The sequence below is a fragment of the Bradyrhizobium iriomotense genome, assembly GCF_018129405.1.
Taxonomy (GTDB): Bacteria; Pseudomonadota; Alphaproteobacteria; order Rhizobiales; family Xanthobacteraceae; genus Bradyrhizobium; species Bradyrhizobium iriomotense_B.
This window is the reverse complement of sequence record NZ_JAFCLP010000013.1, coordinates 189,621-212,952: the sequence shown is the minus strand read 5'-3', so window position 1 is coordinate 212,952 and position 23,332 is coordinate 189,621. Positions and strand designations below refer to the sequence as shown.

The 23,332-nt window shown below is 63.7% G+C and carries 20 protein-coding genes; 11 read left to right on the top strand and 9 right to left on the bottom strand.

What is annotated here, in order from left to right; genetic code table 11:
- Nucleotides 1-73: 73 nt before the first annotated feature.
- Nucleotides 74-2,170: a 3-hydroxyacyl-CoA dehydrogenase NAD-binding domain-containing protein gene (locus JQ592_RS25135; protein WP_211405450.1), complete on the bottom strand. Its 2,097-nt coding sequence runs from the start codon at nucleotides 2,168-2,170 to the stop codon at nucleotides 74-76.
- 130 nt (nucleotides 2,171-2,300) lie between these two features.
- On the opposite strand from JQ592_RS25135, the gene JQ592_RS25130 reads away from it, so the two are divergent.
- The 10 genes from JQ592_RS25130 (at nucleotide 2,301) to JQ592_RS25085 (ending at nucleotide 13,623) form a co-directional block, all read left to right on the top strand.
- Complete coding sequence (locus JQ592_RS25130) at nucleotides 2,301-3,167, top strand: IclR family transcriptional regulator (RefSeq protein WP_211405466.1); 867 nt, start codon at nucleotides 2,301-2,303, stop codon at nucleotides 3,165-3,167.
- Nucleotides 3,168-3,233: 66 nt separating this feature from the next.
- Nucleotides 3,234-4,031 carry an ABC transporter ATP-binding protein gene (locus JQ592_RS25125; protein ID WP_211405449.1) on the top strand — a complete coding sequence of 266 codons (798 nt, stop codon included), beginning with the start codon at nucleotides 3,234-3,236 and terminating at the stop codon, nucleotides 4,029-4,031.
- Nucleotides 4,028-4,741: an ABC transporter ATP-binding protein gene (locus JQ592_RS25120; protein WP_008135694.1), complete on the top strand. Its 714-nt coding sequence runs from the start codon at nucleotides 4,028-4,030 to the stop codon at nucleotides 4,739-4,741. The genes JQ592_RS25125 and JQ592_RS25120 overlap by 4 nt, the downstream gene beginning before the upstream one ends.
- Nucleotides 4,742-4,754: 13 nt before the next feature.
- Complete coding sequence (locus JQ592_RS25115) at nucleotides 4,755-5,633, top strand: branched-chain amino acid ABC transporter permease (RefSeq protein ID WP_211405448.1); 879 nt, start codon at nucleotides 4,755-4,757, stop codon at nucleotides 5,631-5,633.
- Between the two features lie 2 nt (nucleotides 5,634-5,635).
- Complete coding sequence (locus tag JQ592_RS25110; RefSeq protein ID WP_211405447.1) at nucleotides 5,636-6,655, top strand: branched-chain amino acid ABC transporter permease; 1,020 nt, start codon at nucleotides 5,636-5,638, stop codon at nucleotides 6,653-6,655.
- Nucleotides 6,656-6,684: 29 nt separating this feature from the next.
- On the top strand, nucleotides 6,685-7,920 hold the full coding sequence (locus JQ592_RS25105; protein WP_211405446.1) for an ABC transporter substrate-binding protein: 1,236 nt from the start codon (nucleotides 6,685-6,687) through the stop codon (nucleotides 7,918-7,920).
- 120 nt (nucleotides 7,921-8,040) lie between these two features.
- Entirely contained in the window at nucleotides 8,041-9,267 is a 1,227-nt protein-coding gene (locus tag JQ592_RS25100; protein WP_211405445.1) for an ABC transporter substrate-binding protein, read from the top strand.
- A gap of 256 nt (nucleotides 9,268-9,523) precedes the next feature.
- Nucleotides 9,524-10,753: an ABC transporter substrate-binding protein gene (locus tag JQ592_RS25095; protein ID WP_211405444.1), complete on the top strand. Its 1,230-nt coding sequence runs from the start codon at nucleotides 9,524-9,526 to the stop codon at nucleotides 10,751-10,753.
- 167 nt (nucleotides 10,754-10,920) lie between these two features.
- The gene (locus JQ592_RS25090) at nucleotides 10,921-12,150 is read left to right on the top strand and encodes an ABC transporter substrate-binding protein (RefSeq protein WP_211405443.1); all 1,230 of its coding nucleotides are present in this window, start codon (nucleotides 10,921-10,923) and stop codon (nucleotides 12,148-12,150) included.
- Nucleotides 12,151-12,339: 189 nt separating this feature from the next.
- Complete coding sequence (locus tag JQ592_RS25085) at nucleotides 12,340-13,623, top strand: glycerate kinase type-2 family protein (RefSeq protein ID WP_211405442.1); 1,284 nt, start codon at nucleotides 12,340-12,342, stop codon at nucleotides 13,621-13,623.
- A gap of 174 nt (nucleotides 13,624-13,797) precedes the next feature.
- On the opposite strand, the gene JQ592_RS25080 is transcribed toward JQ592_RS25085, so the two are convergent.
- The 8 genes from JQ592_RS25080 to JQ592_RS25045 form a co-directional block, all read right to left on the bottom strand.
- Nucleotides 13,798-14,322, bottom strand: coding sequence for an NADH-quinone oxidoreductase subunit B family protein (locus JQ592_RS25080; RefSeq protein WP_211405441.1), 525 nt, complete (start codon nucleotides 14,320-14,322; stop codon nucleotides 13,798-13,800).
- 3 nt (nucleotides 14,323-14,325) lie between these two features.
- Nucleotides 14,326-15,834 carry an NADH-quinone oxidoreductase subunit C gene (locus tag JQ592_RS25075; RefSeq protein ID WP_211405440.1) on the bottom strand — a complete coding sequence of 503 codons (1,509 nt, stop codon included), beginning with the start codon at nucleotides 15,832-15,834 and terminating at the stop codon, nucleotides 14,326-14,328.
- A 3-nt stretch (nucleotides 15,835-15,837) separates the two neighbouring features.
- Nucleotides 15,838-17,277 (bottom strand): hydrogenase 4 subunit F, encoded by a 1,440-nt coding sequence (locus JQ592_RS25070; RefSeq protein ID WP_211405439.1) that lies wholly within the window; start codon nucleotides 17,275-17,277, stop codon nucleotides 15,838-15,840.
- The gene (locus JQ592_RS25065; protein WP_211405438.1) at nucleotides 17,274-17,936 is read right to left on the bottom strand and encodes a hydrogenase-4 component E; all 663 of its coding nucleotides are present in this window, start codon (nucleotides 17,934-17,936) and stop codon (nucleotides 17,274-17,276) included. Before JQ592_RS25065 ends, JQ592_RS25070 begins: the two co-directional genes overlap by 4 nt.
- 3 nt (nucleotides 17,937-17,939) lie before the next feature.
- Nucleotides 17,940-18,896, bottom strand: coding sequence for a respiratory chain complex I subunit 1 family protein (locus tag JQ592_RS25060; protein ID WP_211405437.1), 957 nt, complete (start codon nucleotides 18,894-18,896; stop codon nucleotides 17,940-17,942).
- On the bottom strand, nucleotides 18,893-20,893 hold the full coding sequence (hyfB, locus tag JQ592_RS25055) for a hydrogenase 4 subunit B (RefSeq protein WP_211405436.1): 2,001 nt from the start codon (nucleotides 20,891-20,893) through the stop codon (nucleotides 18,893-18,895). Before hyfB ends, JQ592_RS25060 begins: the two co-directional genes overlap by 4 nt.
- Before the next feature lie 34 nt (nucleotides 20,894-20,927).
- Nucleotides 20,928-21,203: a transcriptional regulator gene (locus JQ592_RS25050; protein WP_211405435.1), complete on the bottom strand. Its 276-nt coding sequence runs from the start codon at nucleotides 21,201-21,203 to the stop codon at nucleotides 20,928-20,930.
- A 385-nt stretch (nucleotides 21,204-21,588) separates the two neighbouring features.
- The gene (locus tag JQ592_RS25045) at nucleotides 21,589-22,110 is read right to left on the bottom strand and encodes a MarR family winged helix-turn-helix transcriptional regulator (RefSeq protein ID WP_211405434.1); all 522 of its coding nucleotides are present in this window, start codon (nucleotides 22,108-22,110) and stop codon (nucleotides 21,589-21,591) included.
- Between the two features lie 177 nt (nucleotides 22,111-22,287).
- Between JQ592_RS25045 and JQ592_RS25040 the strand changes: the two genes are divergently transcribed.
- A complete protein-coding gene (locus tag JQ592_RS25040) occupies nucleotides 22,288-23,328 on the top strand; it encodes a branched-chain amino acid ABC transporter permease (protein ID WP_211405433.1) in 1,041 nt (346 codons plus the stop codon).
- The last annotated feature ends 4 nt before the right edge of the window (nucleotides 23,329-23,332 follow it).

Here is a 23,332-nt window from a genome sequence, read left to right as displayed (position 1 = left end):
TGCGAAGCATCGAACCCGGAATCTCGAGATTCCGGGTGCGATGCTGCGCATCGCCCAGGAACGACGCCAACCATCACGCCGCCTTCGACGCGGCCGCGAGCGAGGCGAAGGTCTTGCCTTCCGCCGCAAGCTTCTTCAGCAGCGGCGCCGGCTCGAGGCTCGGGTCGTTGGTCTCCTTGGCGTAGAACGACAGGCGATCGGCGATGTGCTTGAGGCCGACGCTGTCGGCCCAGAACATCGGGCCGCCGCGGTAGATCGGCCAGCCATAGCCGTAGAGCCAGACCACGTCGATGTCGGAGGGACGCGCCGCGATGCCCTCTTCGAGGATCTTTGCGCCCTCGTTGATCATCGGGTACATCATGCGCTCCAAAATCTCCTCTTCGCTGACGGCGCGCTTCTTGCGGCCGAGACGCAGCAAGGTCTCGTCGATCAGCTTCTCGACATCAGGATCGGGCAGCGGCGCACGAGAGCCGGCTTCGTACTTGTAATAGCCCTTGCCGGTCTTCTGACCGAAGCGGCCGGCTTCGCACAGCGCGTCCGCGATCTCCGACTTGATGCCGCGATCTTTCCGCGAGCGCCAGCCGATGTCGAGGCCGGCGAGATCGCCCATCGCGAACGGCCCCATCGGCATGCCGAACTTCGTCACGACGGCGTCGACCTGCTGCGGCAGTGCGCCCTCGAACAAGAGCTTCTCCGACTGCTTGCCGCGCTGGGCCAGCATGCGGTTGCCGACAAAGCCGTCGCAGACGCCGACCACGGCCGGCACCTTTGCAATCTTGCGCGCGATGGTGACGGCGGTCACCAGCGCATCCGGTGCGGTCTTGTCGGCGCGCACGATCTCGCACAGCTTCATGACGTTGGCCGGCGAGAAGAAGTGCATGCCCAAAACGTCCTGCGGACGCTTGGTCGACTTCGCGATCTCGTCGATGTTGAGATAGGAGGTGTTGGAGGCGAGCACGGCGCCGGGCTTGGCGAACTGGTCGAGCTTGCCGAACACCTCCTTCTTCACAGCCATGGTCTCGAACACGGCTTCGATGACGAGGTCGGCATCGCCGACATTCTCGATGCCGACCACACCGTTGATCAGCGCCATGCGCTTGGCAGGCGCATCGGCCGGGATGCCGCCGCGCGCGGCGGTCGCTTCCCAGTTCTTCTGCATGATGCCCATGCCGCGCTTGAGCTGCTCCTCGCCGGTCTCGATCAGGGTGACGGGAACGCCGGCATTGGCAAAGGACATCGCGATGCCGCCGCCCATGGTGCCGGCACCGAGAATGGCAACACGGTTCACGGGACGTGACTTGGTGCCTTCGGGGACGCCCGCGATCTTGGCGGCCTCGCGCTCGGCGAAGAAGGCATAGCGCTGCGCCTTGGACTGGTCGCTGGCGACGAGCTTGAGGAAGCCTTCGCGCTCCTTCTTCAGCCCTTCGTCGAACGGCAGGTCGATGGCGTAGCCGACGGCGTCGGCCGCCGCGAACGGGGCTTCCAGACCGCGCGACTTCTTGGTCATGGCGGCGACCGCATTGGTGAAGATCGAGCGGTCGGCCTTGGCGACCGCGATCTTGGAATCGTCGTCGCGCAGGCGGCGCAGCGGACGCTTTTCGGCCAGCAGCTTGCGGACGAAAGCCTCGCCGCCGGAGGCCGGGCCCTCGATGATCTCCTCGATCAGGCCGTTCTTGAGCGCTTCCGCAGCCCCGATCGGGTCACCACCGACGATCATCTTGACCGCGAGCTCGGGCCCGACCGCGCGCGGCAGGCGCTGGGTTCCGCCGGCGCCCGGCAACAGGCCCAGCTTCACCTCGGGCAGGCCGAGCTTGGCTTCCTTCACCGCAACGCGGAAATGACAGGCCAGCGCGACCTCGAGGCCGCCGCCGAGCGCGGTGCCGTGGATCGCGGCGACGACCGGCTTGGGCGAATTCTCGATCTCGGCAAGGACGTCGTTGAGGGCGGGCGGCTTCGGCGGCTTGCCGAATTCGGTGATGTCGGCGCCGGCGATGAAGGTGCGGCCGGCGCATGTCAGCACGATGCCCTTGATGGCGGGATCGGCGACCGCAGCCTTGATGCATTCCAGGATGCCGCCGCGAACCGCGGCACTCAGCGCATTGACCGGAGGGCTATTGACCGTGACGATCCCGATTTCGTCATGACGCTCAAGCTTGACCACTTCGCTCACGGTGTCCCTCCTTGGTGGGGATTTACTTTTGTTCGATTTCGCGGTGCGGAATTTAATTCCGCATCTTGACGGCAGGGTTATTTTGAAGCACGGACGTTGTCAACGACTCCGCGCAAGAAGCAGATCAGGGATGAAGCGTACAGGAAAGAAGACTGCGACCGATCGGAATTTCGTCGTCGCGCTTTCCCGCGGACTGGACGTATTGCGCGCATTCCAACCCAATGACGGCCTGCTCGGCAATCAGGAGATCGCGGCGCGGACCAATCTGCCCAAGCCGACCGTATCGCGGCTGACTTATACGCTGACCAAGCTCGGCTACCTGACGCCGGTTCCCCGCTTCGAAAAGTACCAGCTCGCGCCCGCCGCGATGTCGCTCGGCTACGCCGCGCTCGCCAATCTCGGCGTTCGGCATTTGTCCGAGCCGTTTCGCGAGGAAGTGATGCGCGCCACCGGCGGCGCCGTCGCTGTTGGCGGCCGCGACCGTCACAGCATGATCTATTTCGGACAGAGCCGCGGCAGCGAGACGGTCGGCGTTCAACTTGACGTCGGCTCGCGCGTGCCGATTGCAACCAGCGCGATGGGCCGGGCCTATTTCTGGGCGCTCGACGAAGACAATCGCACCGAGGTGTCCCGCATCCTGCGCGAACATTACGGCAGCCGCTGGCCCAAGATGCGCGACGGCCTCGAACGTTCCGGCGAGACCGTCGCGAAATACGGCTTTGCGATTTCCGTCGGCGATTGGCACGACGACATCGGCGCCGCCGGCGTCGCGCTCAAGCTCAACGACGGAACCGGACCTTACGCATTCAATTGCGGCGCGCCCGCATTCCGTTTCACGGAAGAGCGTTTGATCAACGACATTGGACCGCGTCTGCTTGCGATGGTAAGGAACATCGAAGCGGCACTCGGTGGTCTGATGCCGCATTCCAAAAAAGAAGTCAGCAAAAAGCTGAAATCAGGAGGAAAAGTTGCGCGTGTGGCCGAGGGATTCAGATAGCCTTTGTCATCACAGGGAGCGGTTCGCATCGCCCCTTCGCCCACTGATCAGTGTGGGCGAGACGAGATGACGCAGGCACAGCTCGCACAGGGTACATCGCCCCTGCTCGCGGTTCGCGACGTCAGCGTCGTGTTCGGCGGCATCATCGCGCTCAACGGCGTGTCCTTCGACATGCACAAGGGCCAGATCCTCGGATTGATCGGCCCCAACGGCGCCGGCAAGACCACGCTCTTCAACTGCCTCTCGCGACTCTACCAGCCGTCATCCGGCGATATCCTGATGGAGGGCGTCAGCATCCTGTCGCGCCCGCCGCACCGGATCGCCGAGATCGGCATCGGCCGCACCTTCCAGAACGTGGCACTGTTTCCGAACCTCTCGGTGATGGACAACGTCCGCGTCGGCGCCCATTCGAAGACCTCCAGCGACATCGTCAGCGACTCCCTGAAACTGGCGTGGGTGCGGCGCAGCGAGGCCAGCGTCAACAAGAAGGTGCACGAGATTCTCGCCTATCTCGACCTCGAGGACGTCGCGCATACCACCGTGTCCGGCCTGCCCTTCGGCACGCAGAAGCGCGTCGAGCTGGCGCGTGCGCTGGCGGCGGACCCGAAGATCCTGCTGCTCGACGAGCCCGCCGGCGGCCTCAACCATGAGGAAGTCTACGTGCTCGGCGACCTCATCCGCAAAATCCGTGACGAGCGCCACATGACGGTGCTGCTGGTCGAGCATCACATGGGCCTCGTGATGTCGATCGCCGACCACGTCGTCGCGCTGAATTTCGGCAAGAAGCTCGCGGAAGGCACGCCTAGCCAGGTGCAGGCGGACCCCGACGTCATCAAGGCCTATCTCGGGAGCAAGGACCAATGACGACGCTGCTCAACGTCAAGGACCTGCGCGCCTATTACGGCCAGGTCCAGGCGCTCCATGGCCTGTCCTTCTCGCTCAACGAGGGCTCGCTGACGACGCTGCTCGGTGCGAACGGCGCCGGCAAGACCACGACGCTGCGCGCGATCTGCAACATGGTGCGCTCCACCGGCGGCATCGAGTTCGACGGCAAGCCGCTCAACAACCGCTCCACCGAGAGCATCGTGCGGTTCGGCATCGCCCATGTGCCGCAGGGCCGCGGCACCTTCACCACCATGACGGTGGAGGAGAACCTCCAGCTCGGGGCCATCACCCGCAAGGACAGCGCCGGCATCGTCTCCGACATCGAGCGCATGTATGCGCATTTCCCGGTGCTGAAGCAGCGCCACACCCAGCAGGCCGGCACGCTCTCCGGCGGCGAGCAGCAGATGCTCGCGGTCGCCCGTGCCCTGATGCTGCGACCGCGGCTGATGCTGCTGGACGAGCCCTCCTTCGGCCTCGCGCCGCTGGTGGTGCGCGACCTGTTCGGCATCCTCGGCAAGATCAACCGCGAGGACAAGGTGTCGATCCTGGTGGTCGAGCAGAACGCCCAGCTCGCGCTCGAGCTCGCCGACCAGGCGTACGTGATCGAGACCGGCCGCATCGTGATGTCGGGCAATGCCAAGGACATCGCGAACAACGAAGAAATCCGCAAATCCTATCTGGGTTACTGAGGGAGCCGGGACAATGGAGCTGTTTACCAACCAGGTCCTGGCCGGCATCGCCACGGGCGCGATCTACGCCTGCATGGCGCTCGCCGTGGTCATGATCTACCAGGCGATCGACCATCTCAACTTCGCGCAGGGCGAGATGGCGATGTTCTCGACCTTCATCTCCTGGCAGCTGATGCAGTGGGGCATCTCCTACTGGGCCGCCTTCGTCATCACGCTGGCGTTCTCCTTCATCGGCGGCATCGCGATCGAGCGCATTTTGTTCAAGCCGCTCGCCAAGGCGCCGATCCTGACCAACGTCGCCGGTTTCATTGCGCTGTTCGCGATCATCAACTCCTCGGCCGGCCTGATCTGGGACTTCACCATCAAGCAGTACCCGACCCCGTTCGGCTCCGCGCCGTTCCTGGGCAGCCAGCTGATCTCGACCCACCAGGCCGGCATGATCGGCGTCACCGTGCTGCTGCTGCTCGGCCTCTACTTCTTCTTCCAGTACACCCGCATCGGCCTTGCGATGCGCGCGGCCGCCTCGGTGCCTGAATCGGCGCGCCTCGTCGGCATCAACACGAGCTGGATGATCGCGCTGGGCTGGGGCATGGCCTCGGCGATCGGCTCGATTGCCGGCATGCTGATCGCCCCCGTGGTGTTCCTGGAGCCCAACATGATGGGCGGCGTCCTGATCTACGGCTTCGCCGCCGCCGTGCTCGGCGGCCTCACCAGCCCGTTCGGCGCGGTGGTCGGCGGCTTCCTGGTCGGCATCTTCGAGAACCTCGCCGGCACCTACATCCCCGGCGTCGGCAACGAGCTGAAACTTCCGATCGCGCTTGCGCTGATCATCTCCGTCCTGGTCGTCAAACCCGCTGGCCTGTTCGGCCGGCACATCGTCAAGCGAGTTTGATCATGAGCGCTGCAGAAGAAGTCGTTGCAGAAGGCCACCAGGCGGTCGAGGCCGTTCCGAAGCGGGCCATGACGCTGGGCACCGGCACCTCGCTGGTGGTGCTCGCCGCGCTCGTGATCGTGCCCGTCTTCGTCAAGAACTTCGTCATCTTCCAGATGACGATGCTCCTGATCTACGGGCTCGCCGTGCTGGCGCTGAACATCCTGACCGGCGGCTCGGGCCAGTTCTCGCTCGGCCAGAGCGCGTTCTACGCGGTCGGCGCCTATACTTCGGCAGTGCTGATGGAGCACGCCAACATCAACTACGCACTTACCATTCCGATTTCCGCCGTGGTCTGCTTCGGATTCGGTTACCTGTTCGGCAAACCGGCCCTGCGGCTGTCGGGCGTCTATCTCGCGCTCGCGACCTTCGCGCTCGCCACCGCGATGCCGCAGCTCCTGAAGCTGAACTTCCTCGAGCACTGGACCGGCGGCGTGCAGGGCCTTGTCGTCACCAAGCCCGACGCGCCGTTCGGCCTGCCGATGTCGCAGGACATGTGGCTGTACTACTTCACGCTCGTCGTGACGATCGCGATCTACATCTTCTCGGTGAACCTGCTGCGCTCCCGCTCCGGCCGCGCCTTCATGGCGATCCGCGACAACGAGATCGCGGCCTCCTCGATGGGTGTCAACGTCGCGCTCTACAAGACGCTGGCCTTCGGCGTGTCCGCCGCGATCACCGGTATCGCCGGCTCGCTCGGCGCCATCGCGGTGCAGTTCGTGGCCCCCGACAGCTACACCATCACGCTCGCGATCTCGCTGTTCCTCGGCATGGTGGTCGGCGGCGTCGGCTGGCTGCCCGGCTCGTTCGTCGGTGCAGCCTTCATCATCTTCGTGCCGAACATGGCGGAGAGCATCTCGAAGGGCCTCTCCGGCGCCGTGTTCGGCGTGCTGTTGTTCCTCGTCATCTACCTCGTGCCGCATGGCGCAAGGCAGATCGCAATCCTGGGCCAGCAACTCGCTGGAAAGCTCAGAAAGAATTGAACCCGCTAATCGTACAAAGGAGACCCGAATTGTCTTTTGGAAGAACACTGCGAGCCGCCGCGCTGGTCACGGCAACGGCAGCCTTCACTTTCAACTCCGGCGCGGCATTTGCCCAAAAGAAATATGATACCGGCGCTTCCGATACCGAGATCAAGATCGGCAACATCATGCCGTACAGCGGTCCGGCGTCGGCCTATGGCATCATCGGCAAGACCGAAGAAGCCTATTTCAAGATGATCAACGACAAGGGCGGCATCAACGGCCGCAAGATCAACTTCGTCACCTATGACGACGCCTATTCGCCGCCGAAGGCGGTCGAGCAGGTCCGCAAGCTGGTCGAGAGCGACGAAGTGCTGGCCGTGTTCAACCCGCTCGGCACGCCCTCGAACACGGCGATCCAGAAATACCTGAACGCCAAGAAGATCCCGCAGCTGTTCGTCGCCACCGGCGCCACCAAGTGGAACGACCCGAAGAACTTCCCCTGGACCATGGGCTGGCAGCCCTCCTACCAGAGCGAAGCGCAGATCTACGCGAAATGGCTGATGAAGGAGAAGCCGAACGCCAAGATCGCGATCCTCTACCAGAACGACGATTTCGGCAAAGACTACCTCAAGGGCACCAAGGACGGCCTCGGCGCCAAGGCCTCGTCCATGATCATCATGGAAGAGAGCTATGAGGTCTCGGAGCCGTCGGTCGACGGCCACATCGTCAAGATCAAGGCCGCCAACCCCGACGTGCTGCTGATCTACGCGACGCCGAAATTCGCGGCGCAGACCATCAAGAAGACCGCCGAGCTCACCTGGAAGCCGCTGCAGATCCTGACCAACGTCTCGATCTCGGTCGGCAGCGTGATGAAGCCGGCCGGCTTCGAGGCCTCGCAGGACGTGCTGTCGGCGGCCTATGCCAAGGACTCCACGGATCCGCAGTGGAACAACGACCCCGGCATGAAGAAGTGGAACGAGTTCGTCGACAAGTACATGCCGGGCGCGGACAAGTCCGACACCGCCATGGTCTACGGCTATGGTGCGGCCTCGACGCTGGCCAAGGTGCTGGAGATGTGCGGTGACGACCTCACCCGCGCCAACCTGATGAAGCAGGCGGCGAGCCTGAAGGATTTTGCCCCGGACACCCTGCTGCCCGGCGTCAAGATCAACACCAGCGCCACCGACTTCGCCCCGATCGCGCAGTTGCAGATGCAGCGCTTCAAGGGCGAGAAGTGGGAACTGTTCGGCGAGATCATCAGCGGCGACGTCGCCTCCGAGTGACACGCTGACGTCATAGTCCTGGCATCGATAGGCCCCCGCGAGCGATCGCGGGGGCTTTTTGTTGACGTTGCCCGTCAATCTTGTTCAATGCGGCGCCGATCCAGCCGGGGTAGGAGAAAGATGACTGCCGTTCGATTTCAGGTTGCGGCCCTCCTGGCCGCACTCGCATTGTGCACTGCGATGAGCAGCCCGGCACAGGCACAAAAGAAATACGACAGCGGCGCTTCCGATACCGAGATCAGAATAGGCAACATCATGCCCTATAGCGGGCCGGCCTCCGCCTATGCCGCGATCGGCAGGACCGAGGAAGCCTATTTCAACAAGATCAATGCCGAGGGCGGCATCAACGGCCGCAAGATCAAGTTCATCTCCTACGACGACGGCTATTCGCCGCCGAAGACGGTGGAGCAGGCGCGCAAGCTGGTCGAGAGCGACGGGGTGCTCTTGATCTTCGGCTCGCTCGGCACCTCCACCAATGGCGCGATCCGCAAATACATGAATGAGAAGAAGGTGCCGCAGTTGTTCGTGGCGAGCGGCGCCTCGAAGTGGAACGACCCCAGGCAATATCCCTGGACCATGGGCTGGCAGCCGAGCTACGCGAGCGAGGCGCGCATCTACGCCAAGTACGTCATGAAGGAGAAGCCGGACGCCAAGATCGGCGTGCTCTACCAGAACGACGATTTCGGCAAGGACTATCTGAAAGGACTGAAGGAGGGCCTCGGGCCCAAGGCCTCGATGATCGTGCTGGAAGACGGCTACGACACCTCGGAGCCCGCGATCGACGAGCACGTCGTGAAACTGAAGGCCTCGGGCGCCGACGTCTTCATCAGCATCACCACCCCGAAATTTGCGGCGCAGGCGATCAAGAAGGCGGCGGAGATCAACTGGCACCCGCTCCACATCATCTCCAACGTCTCAACCTCGGTCGGCGGCGTGCTGGAGCCCGCGGGCCTCGAGATCTCGCAAGGCGTCCTGTCGGCCACCTACACCAAGGACGGCTCCGACCCGCAATGGAACGCCGATGACGGCATGAAGAAGTTCTACAATTTCCTCGCGCAGTACGAGCCCAAGGCCAACAAGCTCGATGCCGGCGTGGTATTCGGCTATGCCGCAGCCCAGACCATGGTCAAGGTGCTGCAGATGTGCGGCGACGATCTCACCCGCGAGAACGTCATGAGGCAGGCCGCCAGCATCAGGGATTTCGAGCCCGACACGCTGCTGCCCGGAATCAAGATCAACACCGCACCTGACAATTTCGCCCCGATCGAGCAGCTCCAGATGATGCGCTTCAAGGGCAAGAAATGGGAGCTGTTCGGCGACATCATCTCGAGCGAGATGAACCACTGAGCCTGCAAGTTCACAATTAAGAATAGCTCCCATTTCACAGAACAACTTCTGCGTAGCTGATTGATGGCGCATCCCATCTCGCGCGCCAGAATATTCCACATCGTCTCGAAAAAAGAGGGTCCCGCTGCGACAGCTCGGGCGGGGCGTTCTCCTTGCTGGTCGCCCGGGAAGGGTATTCAATGTGTGCCGGAGCGACGCGCAACGATCGCTTCCGATCAAGAACACGGCACATTCAAACCTACCTAGGGAGATCAAGATGCCTGCAATGCATGTGCGATTGGGGGCCTTCTCGGCTGCCCTCGTGCTCGCTGCCACCTTGTCCACGACCGCGTTCGCGCAGAAGAAATACGATACCGGCGCATCCGACACCGAAATCAAGATCGGCAACATCATGCCCTACAGCGGACCAGCCTCCGCCTACGGCGTGATCGGCAAGACCGAGGAGGCCTATTTCCGCAAGATCAACGCCGAGGGCGGCATCAACGGCCGCAAGATCAACTTCATCAGCTATGACGACGCCTATTCCCCGCCGAAGACGGTGGAGCAGGCGCGCAAGCTGGTCGAGAGCGACGAGGTGCTGCTGATCTTCCAATCGCTCGGCACGCCGCCCAACACGGCGATCCAGAAATACATGAACTCGAAGAAGGTGCCGCAACTGTTCGTCGCCACCGGCGCCACCAAATGGGATGATCCCAAGAATTTCCCGTGGACTATGGGCTGGCAGCCGAACTACCAGACCGAAGCCCGCATCTACGCAAAGTACATTCTGAAGGAGAAGCCGAACGCCAAGATAGCCATCCTCTATCAGAATGACGACTACGGCAAAGATTATGTCAAAGGCCTGAAGGACGGCCTAGGCACCAAGGCAGAGTCGATGATCGTCGTCGAGGAAAGCTACGAGGTGGCGCAGCCGACCATCGACTCCAGCATCGTCAAGCTGAAGTCAACGGATGCCGACGTATTCTTCAACGTCACCACGCCGAAATTTGCGGCTCAGTCGATCAAGAAGATGCACGAGATCGGCTGGAAGCCAATGCACTTCCTCAACAACGTCTCGGTCTCCATCGGCAGCGTCATGAAGCCGGCTGGCTTCGAGGCCTCGCAAGGCATCATCTCCTCGAACTACTACATGGATCCGACCGATCCGCAATGGAAGGACGATCCGGCGATGAAGGCCTGGAATGCGTTCCTCGACAAGTACTATCCCGAAGCCAACCGAACGGATTCGGCGGTGATGTACGGCTACATCGTGGCCCAGGGCCTCGAGCACGTCTTGAAGGCATGTGGCGACGATCTGACGCGCGCCAATGTCATGAAGCAGGCAGCCAGCATCAAGAACTTCGAAGCCGCCGGCCTGCTGCCGGGCATCAAGGCCAATACCAGCCCCACCGACTTTGCTCCACTGTCCCAGGTGCAGCTCATGCGCTTCAAGGGCGAAAGCTGGGAGCTGTTCGGCGACGTCCTCAGTGGCGACGTCAGCGGCTGAAAGGCCGGCATGGCCGACCATGACTACTAAAGAAGCAGCCCCTGCGACCTCCTCGCAGGGGCTTTTCCTTGATGCCGCAACGCAAATCGTATTCAATCGCCGCCGCGTCGCCAAGAAGCCAAAAAAGAAAATGACGCACACTCATCAAGAAAATCAGGGAGATAGGAATGCCCGCTGTCACCGGCAAACTTGCGGCCGCGTCACTGGCGCTTGCGCTCATCGCGGCCTCGGCCTCCACTGCATCGGCCCAGAAGAAGTACGATACCGGCGCGACCGACACCGAGATCAAGGTCGGCAACATCATGCCCTACAGCGGACCGGCTTCCGCCTACGGCGTGATCGGCAAGACGGAGGAAGCCTATTTCCGCATGATCAATGCGGAAGGCGGCATCAACGGCCGCAAGATCAACTTCATCTCCTATGACGACGGCTACTCGCCGCCGAAGACGGTGGAGCAGGCGCGCAAGCTGGTCGAGAGCGACGAGGTGCTGTTGATCTTCAACTCGCTCGGCACGCCGCCGAATTCGGCGATCCACAAGTACATGAATTCGAAGAAGGTGCCGCAACTGTTCGTCGCCACCGGCGCCACCAAGTGGAATGATCCGAAGGAGTTTCCCTGGACCATGGGCTGGCAGCCCAACTACCAGAGCGAATCCATCATCTACGCGAAATACATCCTGAAGAACCATCCGAACGCCAAGATCGCCGTGCTCTATCAGAACGACGATTACGGCAAGGACTATCTGAAAGGCTTCAAGGACGGGCTCGGCAGCAAGGCCGCCTCGATGATCGTCGTCGAGGAAAGCTATGAGGTCTCGGAGCCCACCATCGACTCCCACATCGTCAAGCTCAAGGCGACCGGCGCCGACGTGTTCTTCAACATCAGCACGCCGAAATTCGCGGCGCAGGCGATCAAGAAGAATGCCGAGATCGGCTGGAAGCCGCTGCACTTCCTCAACAACGTCTCGGCCCAGATCGGAAGCGTGATCAAGCCTGCCGGCTTCGAAAACGCGCAAGACATCATCTCATCCATCTACCTCAAGGACCCCACTGATCCGCAATGGAAAGACGATGCCGCGGTCAAGGCCTGGAACGGGTTTCTCGACAAATATTATCCAGAGGCCAATCGCGCCGACTTCAATGTGATGTACGCCTACATCGTGTCGCAAGGACTTGTGCGCGTCTTGAAGGCTTGCGGTGACGACCTGACGCGCCAGAACGTGATGAAACAGGCGGCCAGCTTGAAGGACGTCGAACTCATCGGCCTGTTGCCGGGAGTCAAGATCAATACCAGTCCGAGCGACTTCGCTCCGATCTCGCAACTTCAGCTGATGCGCTTCAAGGGTGAGAGCTGGGAGCGATTCGGGGACGTCATCAACGGCGATGTCTCCGGTTAGGCCGAAATAGACAACGACGTAGCGGCCCCCTGCGAGACCATCGCAGGGGGCTTTTGCTTGCGCGGCGATTATGATCACGCGATTGCACAATCGAATGATGGTAAAGCCTGCTTACGCTTTCGCGCCCGATGCGCTAGGCATGTGACTGGCGGCCCCGCCGCCGCCAAGAGTCTGCTTGAGGCCATCGTCATGACCGACCGACGTCCCCTGCTCCGCGCGCTTTACGACGCCGCCGTTGCCGCCGCCCATCCGAATACGATTCTGGCGCCTCACTTGCGCCCCGCGCCCAAGGGGCGCGTGATCTGCCTTGCCGCCGGCAAGGGGGCCGGCGCGATGGCCGCGGCCGCGGAGCGGCATTATCTCGAAACGTTAGAACTCGCGCCGGAGCGGCTGGTCGGCATCGCCACCACGCGCCACGGCTATGGCGTGCCGACGCGCCGCATCCGCGTGGTCGAGGCCGGCCATCCCGTACCCGACGAGGCGGGCCTCAAGGGCGCGGCCGATACGCTCGCGCTCGCAGGCGAGGCTCGCCCTGACGATCTGCTGCTGGTGCTGCTCACCGGCGGCGGCTCGGCGAACTGGATCGCGCCCGTGGACGGCATCAGCTTCGCGCAGAAGCAGGCGGTCAACAAGGCGCTGCTGCGCTCGGGCGCGCCGATCGGCGAGATGAACGTCGTCAGAAAACACCTCTCGCGCATCAAGGGCGGGCGGCTCGCGCGCGCGGGCAGGAACGCCGCCGAGATCGTCACGCTCGCGATCTCCGACGTGCCGCACGACGATCCTTCCGCGATTGCCTCCGGCCCCACCGTGCCCGATCCGACCACGCTGGCGGATGCGCGCGCGATCGTCGCGAAGTACAAGCTCGACATCGACGACGCCGTGCGCCGCGCGCTCGACGATCCCGCCAATGAAAGCTGCAAGCCCGGCGATGCCGCCTTCGCGCGCGCGTCGTTCGAGCTGATCGCACGGCCCAAGCAATCGCTGGACGCCGCGGTGAAGCTCGCTCAAGAGGCCGGCTATGAGACCATCGATCTCGGCGCCGATCTCGAGGGCGAGGCGCGCGAGGTCGCCGCCGATCACGCCAGGCTGGCGCTCGAGGCGCGTGCGCAAGGCAAGCGCATCGCGATCCTCTCCGGCGGCGAGCTCACGGTGACCGTGCGCGGCAACGGGCGCGGTGGTCCCAACCAGGAATACGCATTGGCGCTGGCGGGCCTCTTAAAGGACACGGCGGGTATTGCGGCGCTCGCCGGCGACACCGACGGCGCCGATGGCGGCGCCGGCCACCCGACCGACCCCGCCGGCGCGCTGATCGACGCTGCGACCTTCGCGAAAATGAAGGCGCAAGGCCTGCAGCCGCAGGCTTATCTGAACAACAACGACGCGACGACGTTCTTCGAGGCCACGGGCGATCTGCTGCAGCCCGGCCCGACGCTGACGAACGTCAACGATATCCGGGTGATCCTGGTGGATTAGAGCATGATCCGGAAAAGTGTGCAGCGGTTTTCCGGAAAGATCATGCTCAAACAATAACCTAAAGCGCGATGACGATTCATCCAAATCTCATCGCGCTTTAGGACTCGCTTTGTTCGATGCCATCGCGGGCGCGGATTCCAGTACGCTGGCAATGACGGAGTGTGTGAGCGCGGCTTACCGCTTGCCGCTGACGTGCTCCAGCAGCGCCAGCAGGCCCTTCAACAAGTCCGTCGGCGACGGCGGGCAGCCCTTGATGTGCAGATCCACCGGAACGGTCTCGGACACGCCGCCGACGCAGGCGTAGCTGCCTCTGAAAATGCCGCCATCGATCGCGCAGCCGCCGACCGCGACGACCCATTTCGGATCGGGCGTCGCGTTGTAGGTCCGCTCCAGCGCCTGCCGCATGTTCTTCGTCACCGGACCCGTGACCAGCAGCACGTCGGCATGGCGTGGCGAGGCGACGAAGCGCAGGCCGAAACGTTCGATGTCGTAGAAGGCGTTGGACAGCGCGTGGATCTCCAGCTCGCAGCCGTTGCAGGACCCGGCATCGACCTCGCGAATGGCAAGAGAACGCCCAAGCCTGGCCTGGGCCGCGCGGTCGACTTTCGTTGCAAGCTCCGCCAGCGCTGACTCGTCCGGTGCCGGCGCGGGCTCCGTGAGCGAGCCATGGGTGAGGCTTTCGAGCAGGGTCTTGCGCATGGCTTAGAGGTCCGCGCCCGAATAGGAACAGTTGAACGACTTATTGCAGAGCGGAAAGTCGGCGATGATGTTGCCCTCGATCGCAGTTTCCAGCAGCGGCCACTGGAACCAAGAGGCGTCGCGCAGGTGGCAGCGTTCGACGCGCAACTCGCCATCGAGCCGCAGCCAGACCAGCACGTCGCCGCGGAACGCTTCCGTCAGCGCCAGACCTTCGCATGCGCCGCGCCCCGCCGGCAGAGCGGTCCTGATCTCGCCCGGCTCCATCAGGTCGAGGATCTGCGCGATCAGCTCGACGCTCTGCTCGACCTCGCGGATGCGGATCCAGACCCGTGCGTTGACATCGCCGGCTTCCAGCACCGGCACCTCGAACGACAATTGATCGTAGGGCGCGTAAGCGAGCGTGCGTCGTGCATCGAAATTGCGGCCCGAGGCGCGGCCGACATAGCCGCCGGCGCCGAACTGCCGCGCATAGTCCGCCTTCACGATGCCCGTGGTAACGGTGCGGTCCTGCAAGGATGCGGTGTTGTCGTAAAGCTCGATCAGGCGCGGGAATACCTTCTTGATTTCAGCAAGCAGCGTTCGCAGCGCCGGGATACCGTCCGGCGCGATGTCGCGCGCCACGCCACCGGGCACGACGACGTCCATCATCAGGCGATGGCCGAACGCAGCATCCGCAGCGCGCAGGGTCCGCTCGCGCAAAATGCCGGTCTGGGCGTGCATCAGCGCGAACGAGGCGTCGTTGCAGATCGCGCCGATGTCGCCGAAATGATTGGCGAGCCGCTCCAATTCCGCCATCAGCGCCCGCAAGCACGTCGCGCGCCGCGGCACCTCGATGTCGAGCGCGGCTTCCGCCGCGCGGGCAAAAGCGAAAGCGTAGGCCACCGCGCTGTCGCCGGAGGTGCGGTTGGCGAGCTTTGCCGCGGCCTCGAGGCTCGCGCCCTGCATCAGCGACTCGATGCCCTTGTGGGTGTAGCCGAGCCACTGCTCCAGTCGCACCACATGCTCGCCATTGGCGGTGAAGCGGAAATGGCCGGGCTCGATGATCCCGGCATGGACGGGGCCGACCGCCACCTGATGCAACGCCTCGCCCTCGGCCGGAAGGAACTGGTACGGCTGCACGTCGCGCGATGCATTGCGGCCGGAGAGCGGATAGGATTTGCCCCAGACGTAGTGATCGAGCCATGGCCGCAGATCGCCAGCGACGGTCGGAACAAGCCCGAACAGATCATGGATGGTCCGTTCCAGCCGAAGCGCTGGCGGATGACTGCTGGCGACGCTTGGAAATGTGCCGGCGGTACACGCGTAGGTCACGACCGCGATCTCGGCCGAGCCTCCGTCGAGCATCGCCAAATGCACTGCCGCAGGCTCGCCCCAGAAGCCTAGCAGTGTGAGGCCTCCCCCGACCAGTCGATCGATCGCCGCCTGCCAGCCCGCCTCCGTCACGACCGCGCGCGGCCAGGGTCGGTGCGACGACACCGCATTGACATGGGGGATGCTGTCGAGGATGCCCATGGCCTACCCTAGGAGCTTCGCGACGTTCTGGAAGCCGGTGACCAGCCCCGGCGGCAGGTAAAGGCCGGCCATCAGCACCAGCGCGAGATGCGTAAACATTGGCACATAGGACGCCTCCGCCGGCGCGGTAGGTCCCTTGGGCTCGCCGAACATCACCGAGCCGACGCGCAGCAGGAGGCCGCCGAGCGCGATGATGATGCCGAGCACCAGGATGACCGTCAGCCAGGGCGCGTGCGAGAAGGTCGAGCTTACCACCAGGAACTCGCTCATGAAGATGCCGAGCGGCGGCAACCCGACGATGGCGATGACGCCGAGCATCAATCCCCAGCCGAGCACGGGATTGGTCACCGTAAGTCCGCCGATGTCGGCGATCTTCTGCGTGCCCTTGACCTGCGCGATGTGGCCGACGGCGAAGAAGATCGCCGACTTGGTCAGGGAATGCATGGTCATGTGGAGGAGGCCGGCGAAATTCGCGAGCGGTCCGCCCATACCGAAGGCGAAGACGATGATGCCCATATGCTCGATCGAGGAGTAGGCGAACATGCGCTTGATGTCGCGGCGGCGGTAGAGCATCAGCGAAGCGAAGATCACCGAGATCAGGCCCATCGTCACCATCAACGGCCCCGGCGCGATGGCCGCGGGATTGACCGCGAGCATCATCTTGAAGCGCAACAGCGCGTAGAGCGCCACGTTGAGCAGGAGGCCCGAGAGCACCGCCGAGATCGGCGTCGGGCCCTCCGCATGGGCATCGGGCAGCCAGGCGTGCAGCGGCGCGAGGCCGACCTTGGTGCCGTAGCCGAGCAGCAGGAAGACGAAGGCGACGTTGAGCAGCGCCGGGTCGAACTGTGCGGCGTGCTTCACCAGCACCGTCCACACCATGCCGTCGAGCCCCTCGCCGACCACCGGGCGCGCCGCCATGTAGACCAGGATGGTCCCGAACAGCGCCAGCGCGATGCCGACGCTGCCGAGGATGAAGTATTTCCAGGCCGCTTCCAGCGCCTCGTGGGTGCGGTAGATGCCGACCATCAGCACGGTCGTCAGCGTCGCCACTTCAACTGCGACCCACATCAGGCCGATATTGTTGGCGACGAGCGCGAGGTTCATCGCGAACATCAGCGTCTGATACATCGCGTGATAGAAGCGCAGGAACGTCGGCGTCAGGCGTCCGATCTCGATCTCGTGCTGGATATAGCTCGCGCTGAACACCGATGTGGTGAAGCTGACGAAGGTGGTCAACACGATGAAGACCTTGTTGAGGTCGTCCACCAACAGATACTGCCCCGACACCGGCTCGACCACGAACAGCGAGAGCGAGGTCAGGAAGGTCGCGAGTGCTGCCACCACGTTCAGCTTCGCCGTCTGCCTATAGCCCGGCAAAATCGCCAGCAGCGCCGCCGAGACGGCCGGGATCACGAGGATGGCGCCGAGGACGTCGATGCTCATCGCCGCTCTCCGCGGAAACGATCGAGCGCCTGCATGTCCACGCTGTCAAAGCGCTCGCGGATGCGGAACAGGAAGATGCCGATCACGATGAAGGCGATCAGCACCGAGAAGGCGACGCTGATTTCGACCACCAGCGGCATGCCCTTGGCGCCGGTTGCCGCCAGCACCAGCCCGTTCTCCAGCGACATGAAGCCGACGACCTGGCTCACCGCGTTGCGCCGCGTCACCATGATCAGGAGCCCCAGCAGCACCACCGACAGCGCGAAGGCGAGGTCCTCGCGCGCGAGCGCATCTGCGCCCGGCGTCACCCGCAGCATCACCACCATCGACAGTGCGACGAGGCCGATGCCGGCCATCATGGTCAACCCGATCCCGATCACGTTCTCGATCTCGCGGTGGATACCGAGCCGCTTGATGATCCGATGCAGCGCCACCGGGATGATGATGGCCTTGAACACCAGCGCGATCAGCGCCGTGACATAGAGATGCGGCGCTTGCTGCACATAGGCCTGCCAGGCCACCGACAGCGCCAGCACGCCGGCATGCAGCGCATAGACGTTGAGCAGCGCATAGAGCCGGTCCTGGTAGAGCATCATGAAGCTCGCCAGCACGAGGGAGCCGGCGAGCAGGTGGGCTATGTCGAATTGCAGGCTGCTCATCTGTCAGAGGCTCCCCGACACGAAGCGCAACAGGGTGGCGAGCAACGCCAGCATCAGCGCTGCGCCCAGGAACTCCGGAATCCGGAACACGCGCATCTTGGCGATCGACGTCTCGAACACGGCGAGCAAAAAGCCAAGAACCGTCAGCTTGCCGAGATAGAGCAGCGCGCCGAAGACGAGCCTGGCGACGCTCGCGTCCGCAGTCGCCATCCCCCATGGCAGGAACACGCAGGCGATCAGCGAGACATAGAGCAGGAGCTTGAGCTGTGACGACAGATCGATCAGCGCGAGATGCCGCCCCGAATATTCCAGCACCATGGCCTCGTGCACCATTGTGAGCTCGAGATGGGTGGCGGGGTTATCGACGGGGATACGGGCATTTTCCGCCAGCGCCATGATGGTCAGTGCCACGAACGCCATGCCCAGCGACACGCGCAAGCCGACCGCGTCCGAGCCCATGAACTCGGCCACGTTGGCGAGCTGTGTCGAGCCGGCGATCATCGCAACCGAGAATACGGTGATCAGCATCGCGGGCTCGGCGAGGGAGGCGATCATGACCTCGCGGCTGGAGCCGATGCCGCCGAAGGCGGTGCCGACATCCATGCCGGCGAGCGCCTGGAAGAAACGGGCGCTGCCGAGCAGCGCAATGATGGCGATGAGGTCGGCGGTCCAGGAGAACAACAGGCCATTGCCGAAAGTCGGCACCAGCGAGGCGGCGACCCAGGTGCCCGAGAAGATCAGATAGGGAATGACGCGGAACAGCCAGGATGCATTGTCCGCGAGCACGACGTCCTTGCGCATCAGGCGAATGAGATCGCGATAGGGCTGAAGCAGCGGCGGCCCTCGCCGGCGCAGCAGCCGCGCCTTCACCTTGCGCACGAAACCCGTCAGCAGCGGCGCGAGCCCCAGCACCAGCGACATCTGGGCGCCCTGGGAGAGAATGTCGCGCAGCGCGTTCATAGTGCCACCACCAGCAGCAGCAATATCAGCGCCACGAAGACCAGCGTCAGGTAGCGGCGGATGGTGAGGAACTGGAGGATATTGATGCGGTCCGTCGCAAAGCCGACGACCATCGCAATCGGCGCGTACAACGCATCCCAGATCAGATCGTGCAGTTCGACCCGGAGCCGAGCAGGACGCGGCGAGGACGGCGGCGGCATCTCGCCGATCTCGCGCGCGGCAAAGATGACGCTGCCGAACACGCGGCGGATCGGCTGCGAGAAGCTGGAAGCCGAGTACTGGATCGCCGGGTTTGGATCGGGATAGCCGCAATCCCAGGCCGGTGCGCGGCGCAAGCGATCGGATGCGAGACGGTGAATGGCTGATGCCGCCGCCGTGCCGCAGAGTGCTGCGAACACGAACACCAGAAGACCGTTATAGGAGCTGCGGCTTTCCGCAATCGGCACGATGGTGAGCCACTGCAATCCGACCTGATGCGGCATGATGTTGCCGACCATATCCTTGCTCACCGGCGCCAGCGCATCGATGAACAGCCCGGGCAGGATACCGGCAATGAGGCAGAAAGCGGCAAGCACGAGCATCGCGGTCAACGAGAAGCGGTCGGTCTCATGCGCCGACGCCGCGACATCCGAACGCGGCCGGCCGAGGAAGCTGATGCCATAGAGCTTGACGAAGCAGGCCGCGGCAAAGGCGGCCGCGAGCGCCAGCAAGCCGCCGACCGCCGGAATCACCAGTTTGAGGCCCCAGGAGGGCAGTTGCGGTGAGAGCAGGATCGCCTGGAAGGTCAGCCATTCCGAAACGAAGCCGTTGAACGGCGGCAATGCCGAGATCGCGACGCAGCCGATCAGCATCGCGAACGCCGTCTTCGGCATGCGATGGATCAGCCCGCCGAGCTTCTCCATGTCGCGCTCGCCTGTTGCTCCCAGCACCGCGCCGGCGCCGAAGAACAGCAGGCTTTTGAACAGCGCATGATTGAAGACGTGCAGCATCGCCGCGGTGAAAGCCAGCGCCGCCACCCAGTCGAGCCCTTCCGCCTTGAAAGCCAGTGCCAGCCCGAGGCCGGTGAAGATGATGCCGATGTTCTCAATCGTTGAATAGGCGAGCACGCGCTTGATATCGCGCTGCATCAGCGCATAGAGCACGCCCAGCGTCGCCGTCGGACCGCCGACCAGCAACACCACCATGCTCCACCACCACACCGGCTCGGGCAGAAGGTCAAAGACGATGCGCACGAAGCCGTAGACGGCGACCTTGGTCATGACGCCGCTCATGAGGCCGGAGACGTGACTGGGTGCGGCGGGATGGGCGAGCGGCAGCCAGGCGTGCAGCGGTACCAGGCCAGCCTTGGAGCCGGCGCCCAGCAGCGCGAGGATCAGCACCATGCCGGCCACTGCAGCGGAAGGATGCGAGGCTCGGATCGCATCGAAATCGTAACCGGCGCCGCTCGCGAGCAGGCCGAACGCGAGCAGCAGCGCCAGCGTGCCGAAACTCGCCATCAGAAGATAGACGTAGCCGGCGCGGATATTCTCGGCCTCCCGGTGATGCGACACCACCAGCGCCCAGGAGGTCAGCGACATGAATTCCCAAGCGACCAGGAAGCTGAAGGCATCGTTCGCCAGCACGACGATGTTCATCGCTGCGAGATAGGCAGGATAGAACGGCAGCACGCGGCCGGGGGAGTCCTCGTGCTGGCCGTAACCGAGCGCGAAAAGGCTCGCAGCGACGCCGCCGAGATTGATGACGACGAGGAAGAAGGCGGACAGCGCATCGAGCCGGAAATGGGCACCGAGCCAGGGCAGGCCGATCGGCAGTGTCGCGCTCGGCGTCAGTTGAGGGACATAGAGCAGATCGGACAGCGCCGTGACACACAGCGTCGATGTGGCGATCAGGCATCCGCCGTAAAGGATGATCGAGCCGCGCGGGCGCGTCGACAGCACGACCCCCGCGGGCGCCAGCGCCAGCAGAGCCGCCACTGACCATAGCGCCACAGCGATCATGGCCGCTCCCGGATCATGATTTGCGTGCGCGTCGTCATCGCTCTTGGCCGCCTGCGCTCGGGGGTGGAGACTTCAGCCGCACACCACGGCCCCCGGCGCCTGACACCGCCCCCTCGGCGATCAGCTCGATGCCGGCAAGCGACAGCGCCTCAACCAGCTTCACCAGGGAATCGACATTGCCGCGGATCACCCCTTCGGAGGCCTCCATGCGCTGGATCGTCGGCAGCGACAGCGAACAGCGCTGCGCGAGTTCGCGCTGGTCAATCCTGAGCAAAGCACGGGCGGCTCGAAGCTGCGCGGCGGTGATCACGGGGCACACTGTCCGTGGCAGTTACAGCGCTTGATTTACCAAGCTTAGAGCGCGCAAAATGACGTTTCAAGCATCATCTTCCAGATGCAACGCATCATTCCGCTCGAGGTCCCTCGGAGCTCATGTGCTCGCACGCTGCCATCACGGCCGGGCTTGTCCCGACCACCGTCATTCCGGGTTCGCGCGCATTTGCTGCTGCCCGGCCCGACGCTGACGAACGTGAATGATATCAGGGTGATTCTGGTGGATTGAGGGTCGCTGCCCCAACAACGGTGTCATTCCCCGCGAAAGCGGGGAATCCAGTACGCCGCGGCTTCTCGATTCCAGCCGTGCCGTCTCTGGAATACTGGATCGCCCGGTCAAGCCGGGCGATGACAGCGGAGGCTCAAAACTCGTTCGCGATCTTCGAGAGCATCCCGAGCAGGGCTTCACGGTTGGCCTGGCCGAGCAGATCGTTCAGCCGCGCCTCGTGCTTGGTCGCAACCAGCTTCTTCGCCCGCGCCAGCACGGCCTTGCCCTTGTCGGTCAAGACCAGGATGTGCGAGCGGCGGTCGTTGGTGGAGCGGATCCGCGCGCAAAGGTCGCGGCTCTCCAAGTTGTCGAGCATGGCCACGAAGTTCGGGCGGAGGATGCCCAGCGTGGAGGCGATCTCGGTCTGGTTACGGCCGGGGTTCTTCTCGACCAGCAGCAGCACCGAGAATTGCGCCGGCGTCAGCTGGAGCGAGGCCATGCAGCGCAAAAAGTTCTCGAACACCTTGAGCTGCGCACGCTTCAGGACATAGCCGAGCTGCTCGGAAAGCTCGCCGAGCTGGAGGGCTTCAGCCTGCGGCTCGCCCGCGTCCTTGCGGCCCTTGGCCGCGTCGGCAGGCTTTTCGGAAGACTTTTCAGCGGTTTTGGAAACGGTCATCGCCTCGTGCTCGTAATCCCGCTAAATTCGGGGCGGGTCGTTCCCCACCCTTGATGTTATATTTGATAATTGTTATGGACCATATCAAATATCGTCAGCGTATTTCAATGGCTGTGAGGGGACCATCCACCGCAATTGCGGAGGCCTGTCCTCGATCTTGAGGGGGAGCGTCCGGTCTTGAACACCACTATCATGCTGTTCCTGGTGCAGGACGGCATCACCAATGGCGCAATTTACGCGCTGCTCGGCCTGGCGCTGGTGCTGGTGTTCGCCGTCACCCGCGTCATCCTCATTCCCCAGGGCGAATTCGTCACCTACGGCGCGCTGACCTACGCCTCGCTGGCCGCGGGCCAGATGCCGGGCACGGCGAAGCTTGCGCTCGCGCTTGGCATCGGCGCCTTCGCATTCGACCTGTTCGTGGCGCGCAAGGCGCTGCATGGGCGGCTGGTCGTCCGCAGCTTCATCACCAACATCGTGCTGCCGGCGATCGTGCTGGCGCTGACCATCTATTTCGCCGCCCAGAAGCCGCCGGTCGCAGTCTGCATCGCGCTGTCGCTGGTGATCGTGGCCATGATCGGCCTCTATCTCTACCGCATCGCCTTCCAGCCGCTGGCGCACACCTCCGTGCTGGTGCTGCTGATCGCATCCGTCGGCGTGCACCTTGCGCTGCAGGGCCTCGGCCTGTTGTTCTTCGGCGCCGAGGGCCAGCGCGGACCTGCCGTGCTGTCCGGCGCCTTCACCGCCGGCGCGCTGCGCTTCACCGGCCAGAGCATCACCGTCTACGCCATCACCATCGCCTTCATCGTCGGGCTCTGGCTGTTCTTCGGCCTGACGCTCTACGGCAAGGCGCTGCGCGCGACCGCGGTGAATCGGTTGGGAGCGCGGCTCGCCGGTATCCGCACCACGCTGTCGGGGCAGATCGCCTTCCTGCTGGCCTCGGTCATCGGCGCGCTGTCGGGCATCATGATCGTGCCGATCACGACGCTCTACTATGACAGCGGCTTCCTGATCGGCCTGAAGGGTTTCGTCGCCGCCATCATCGGCGGGCTCGTCAGCTATCCCCTCACCGCCGTCGCGGCGCTGGTCGTCGGCATCGTCGAGGCGTTCTCGTCCTTCTATGCCTCCAACTACAAGGAAGTGATCGTCTTCATGCTGCTGATCCCCGTGCTGCTGCTGCGCTCGCTCGCCGCGCCCGCGGTCGAGGAAGAGAAGGACTGAGGCG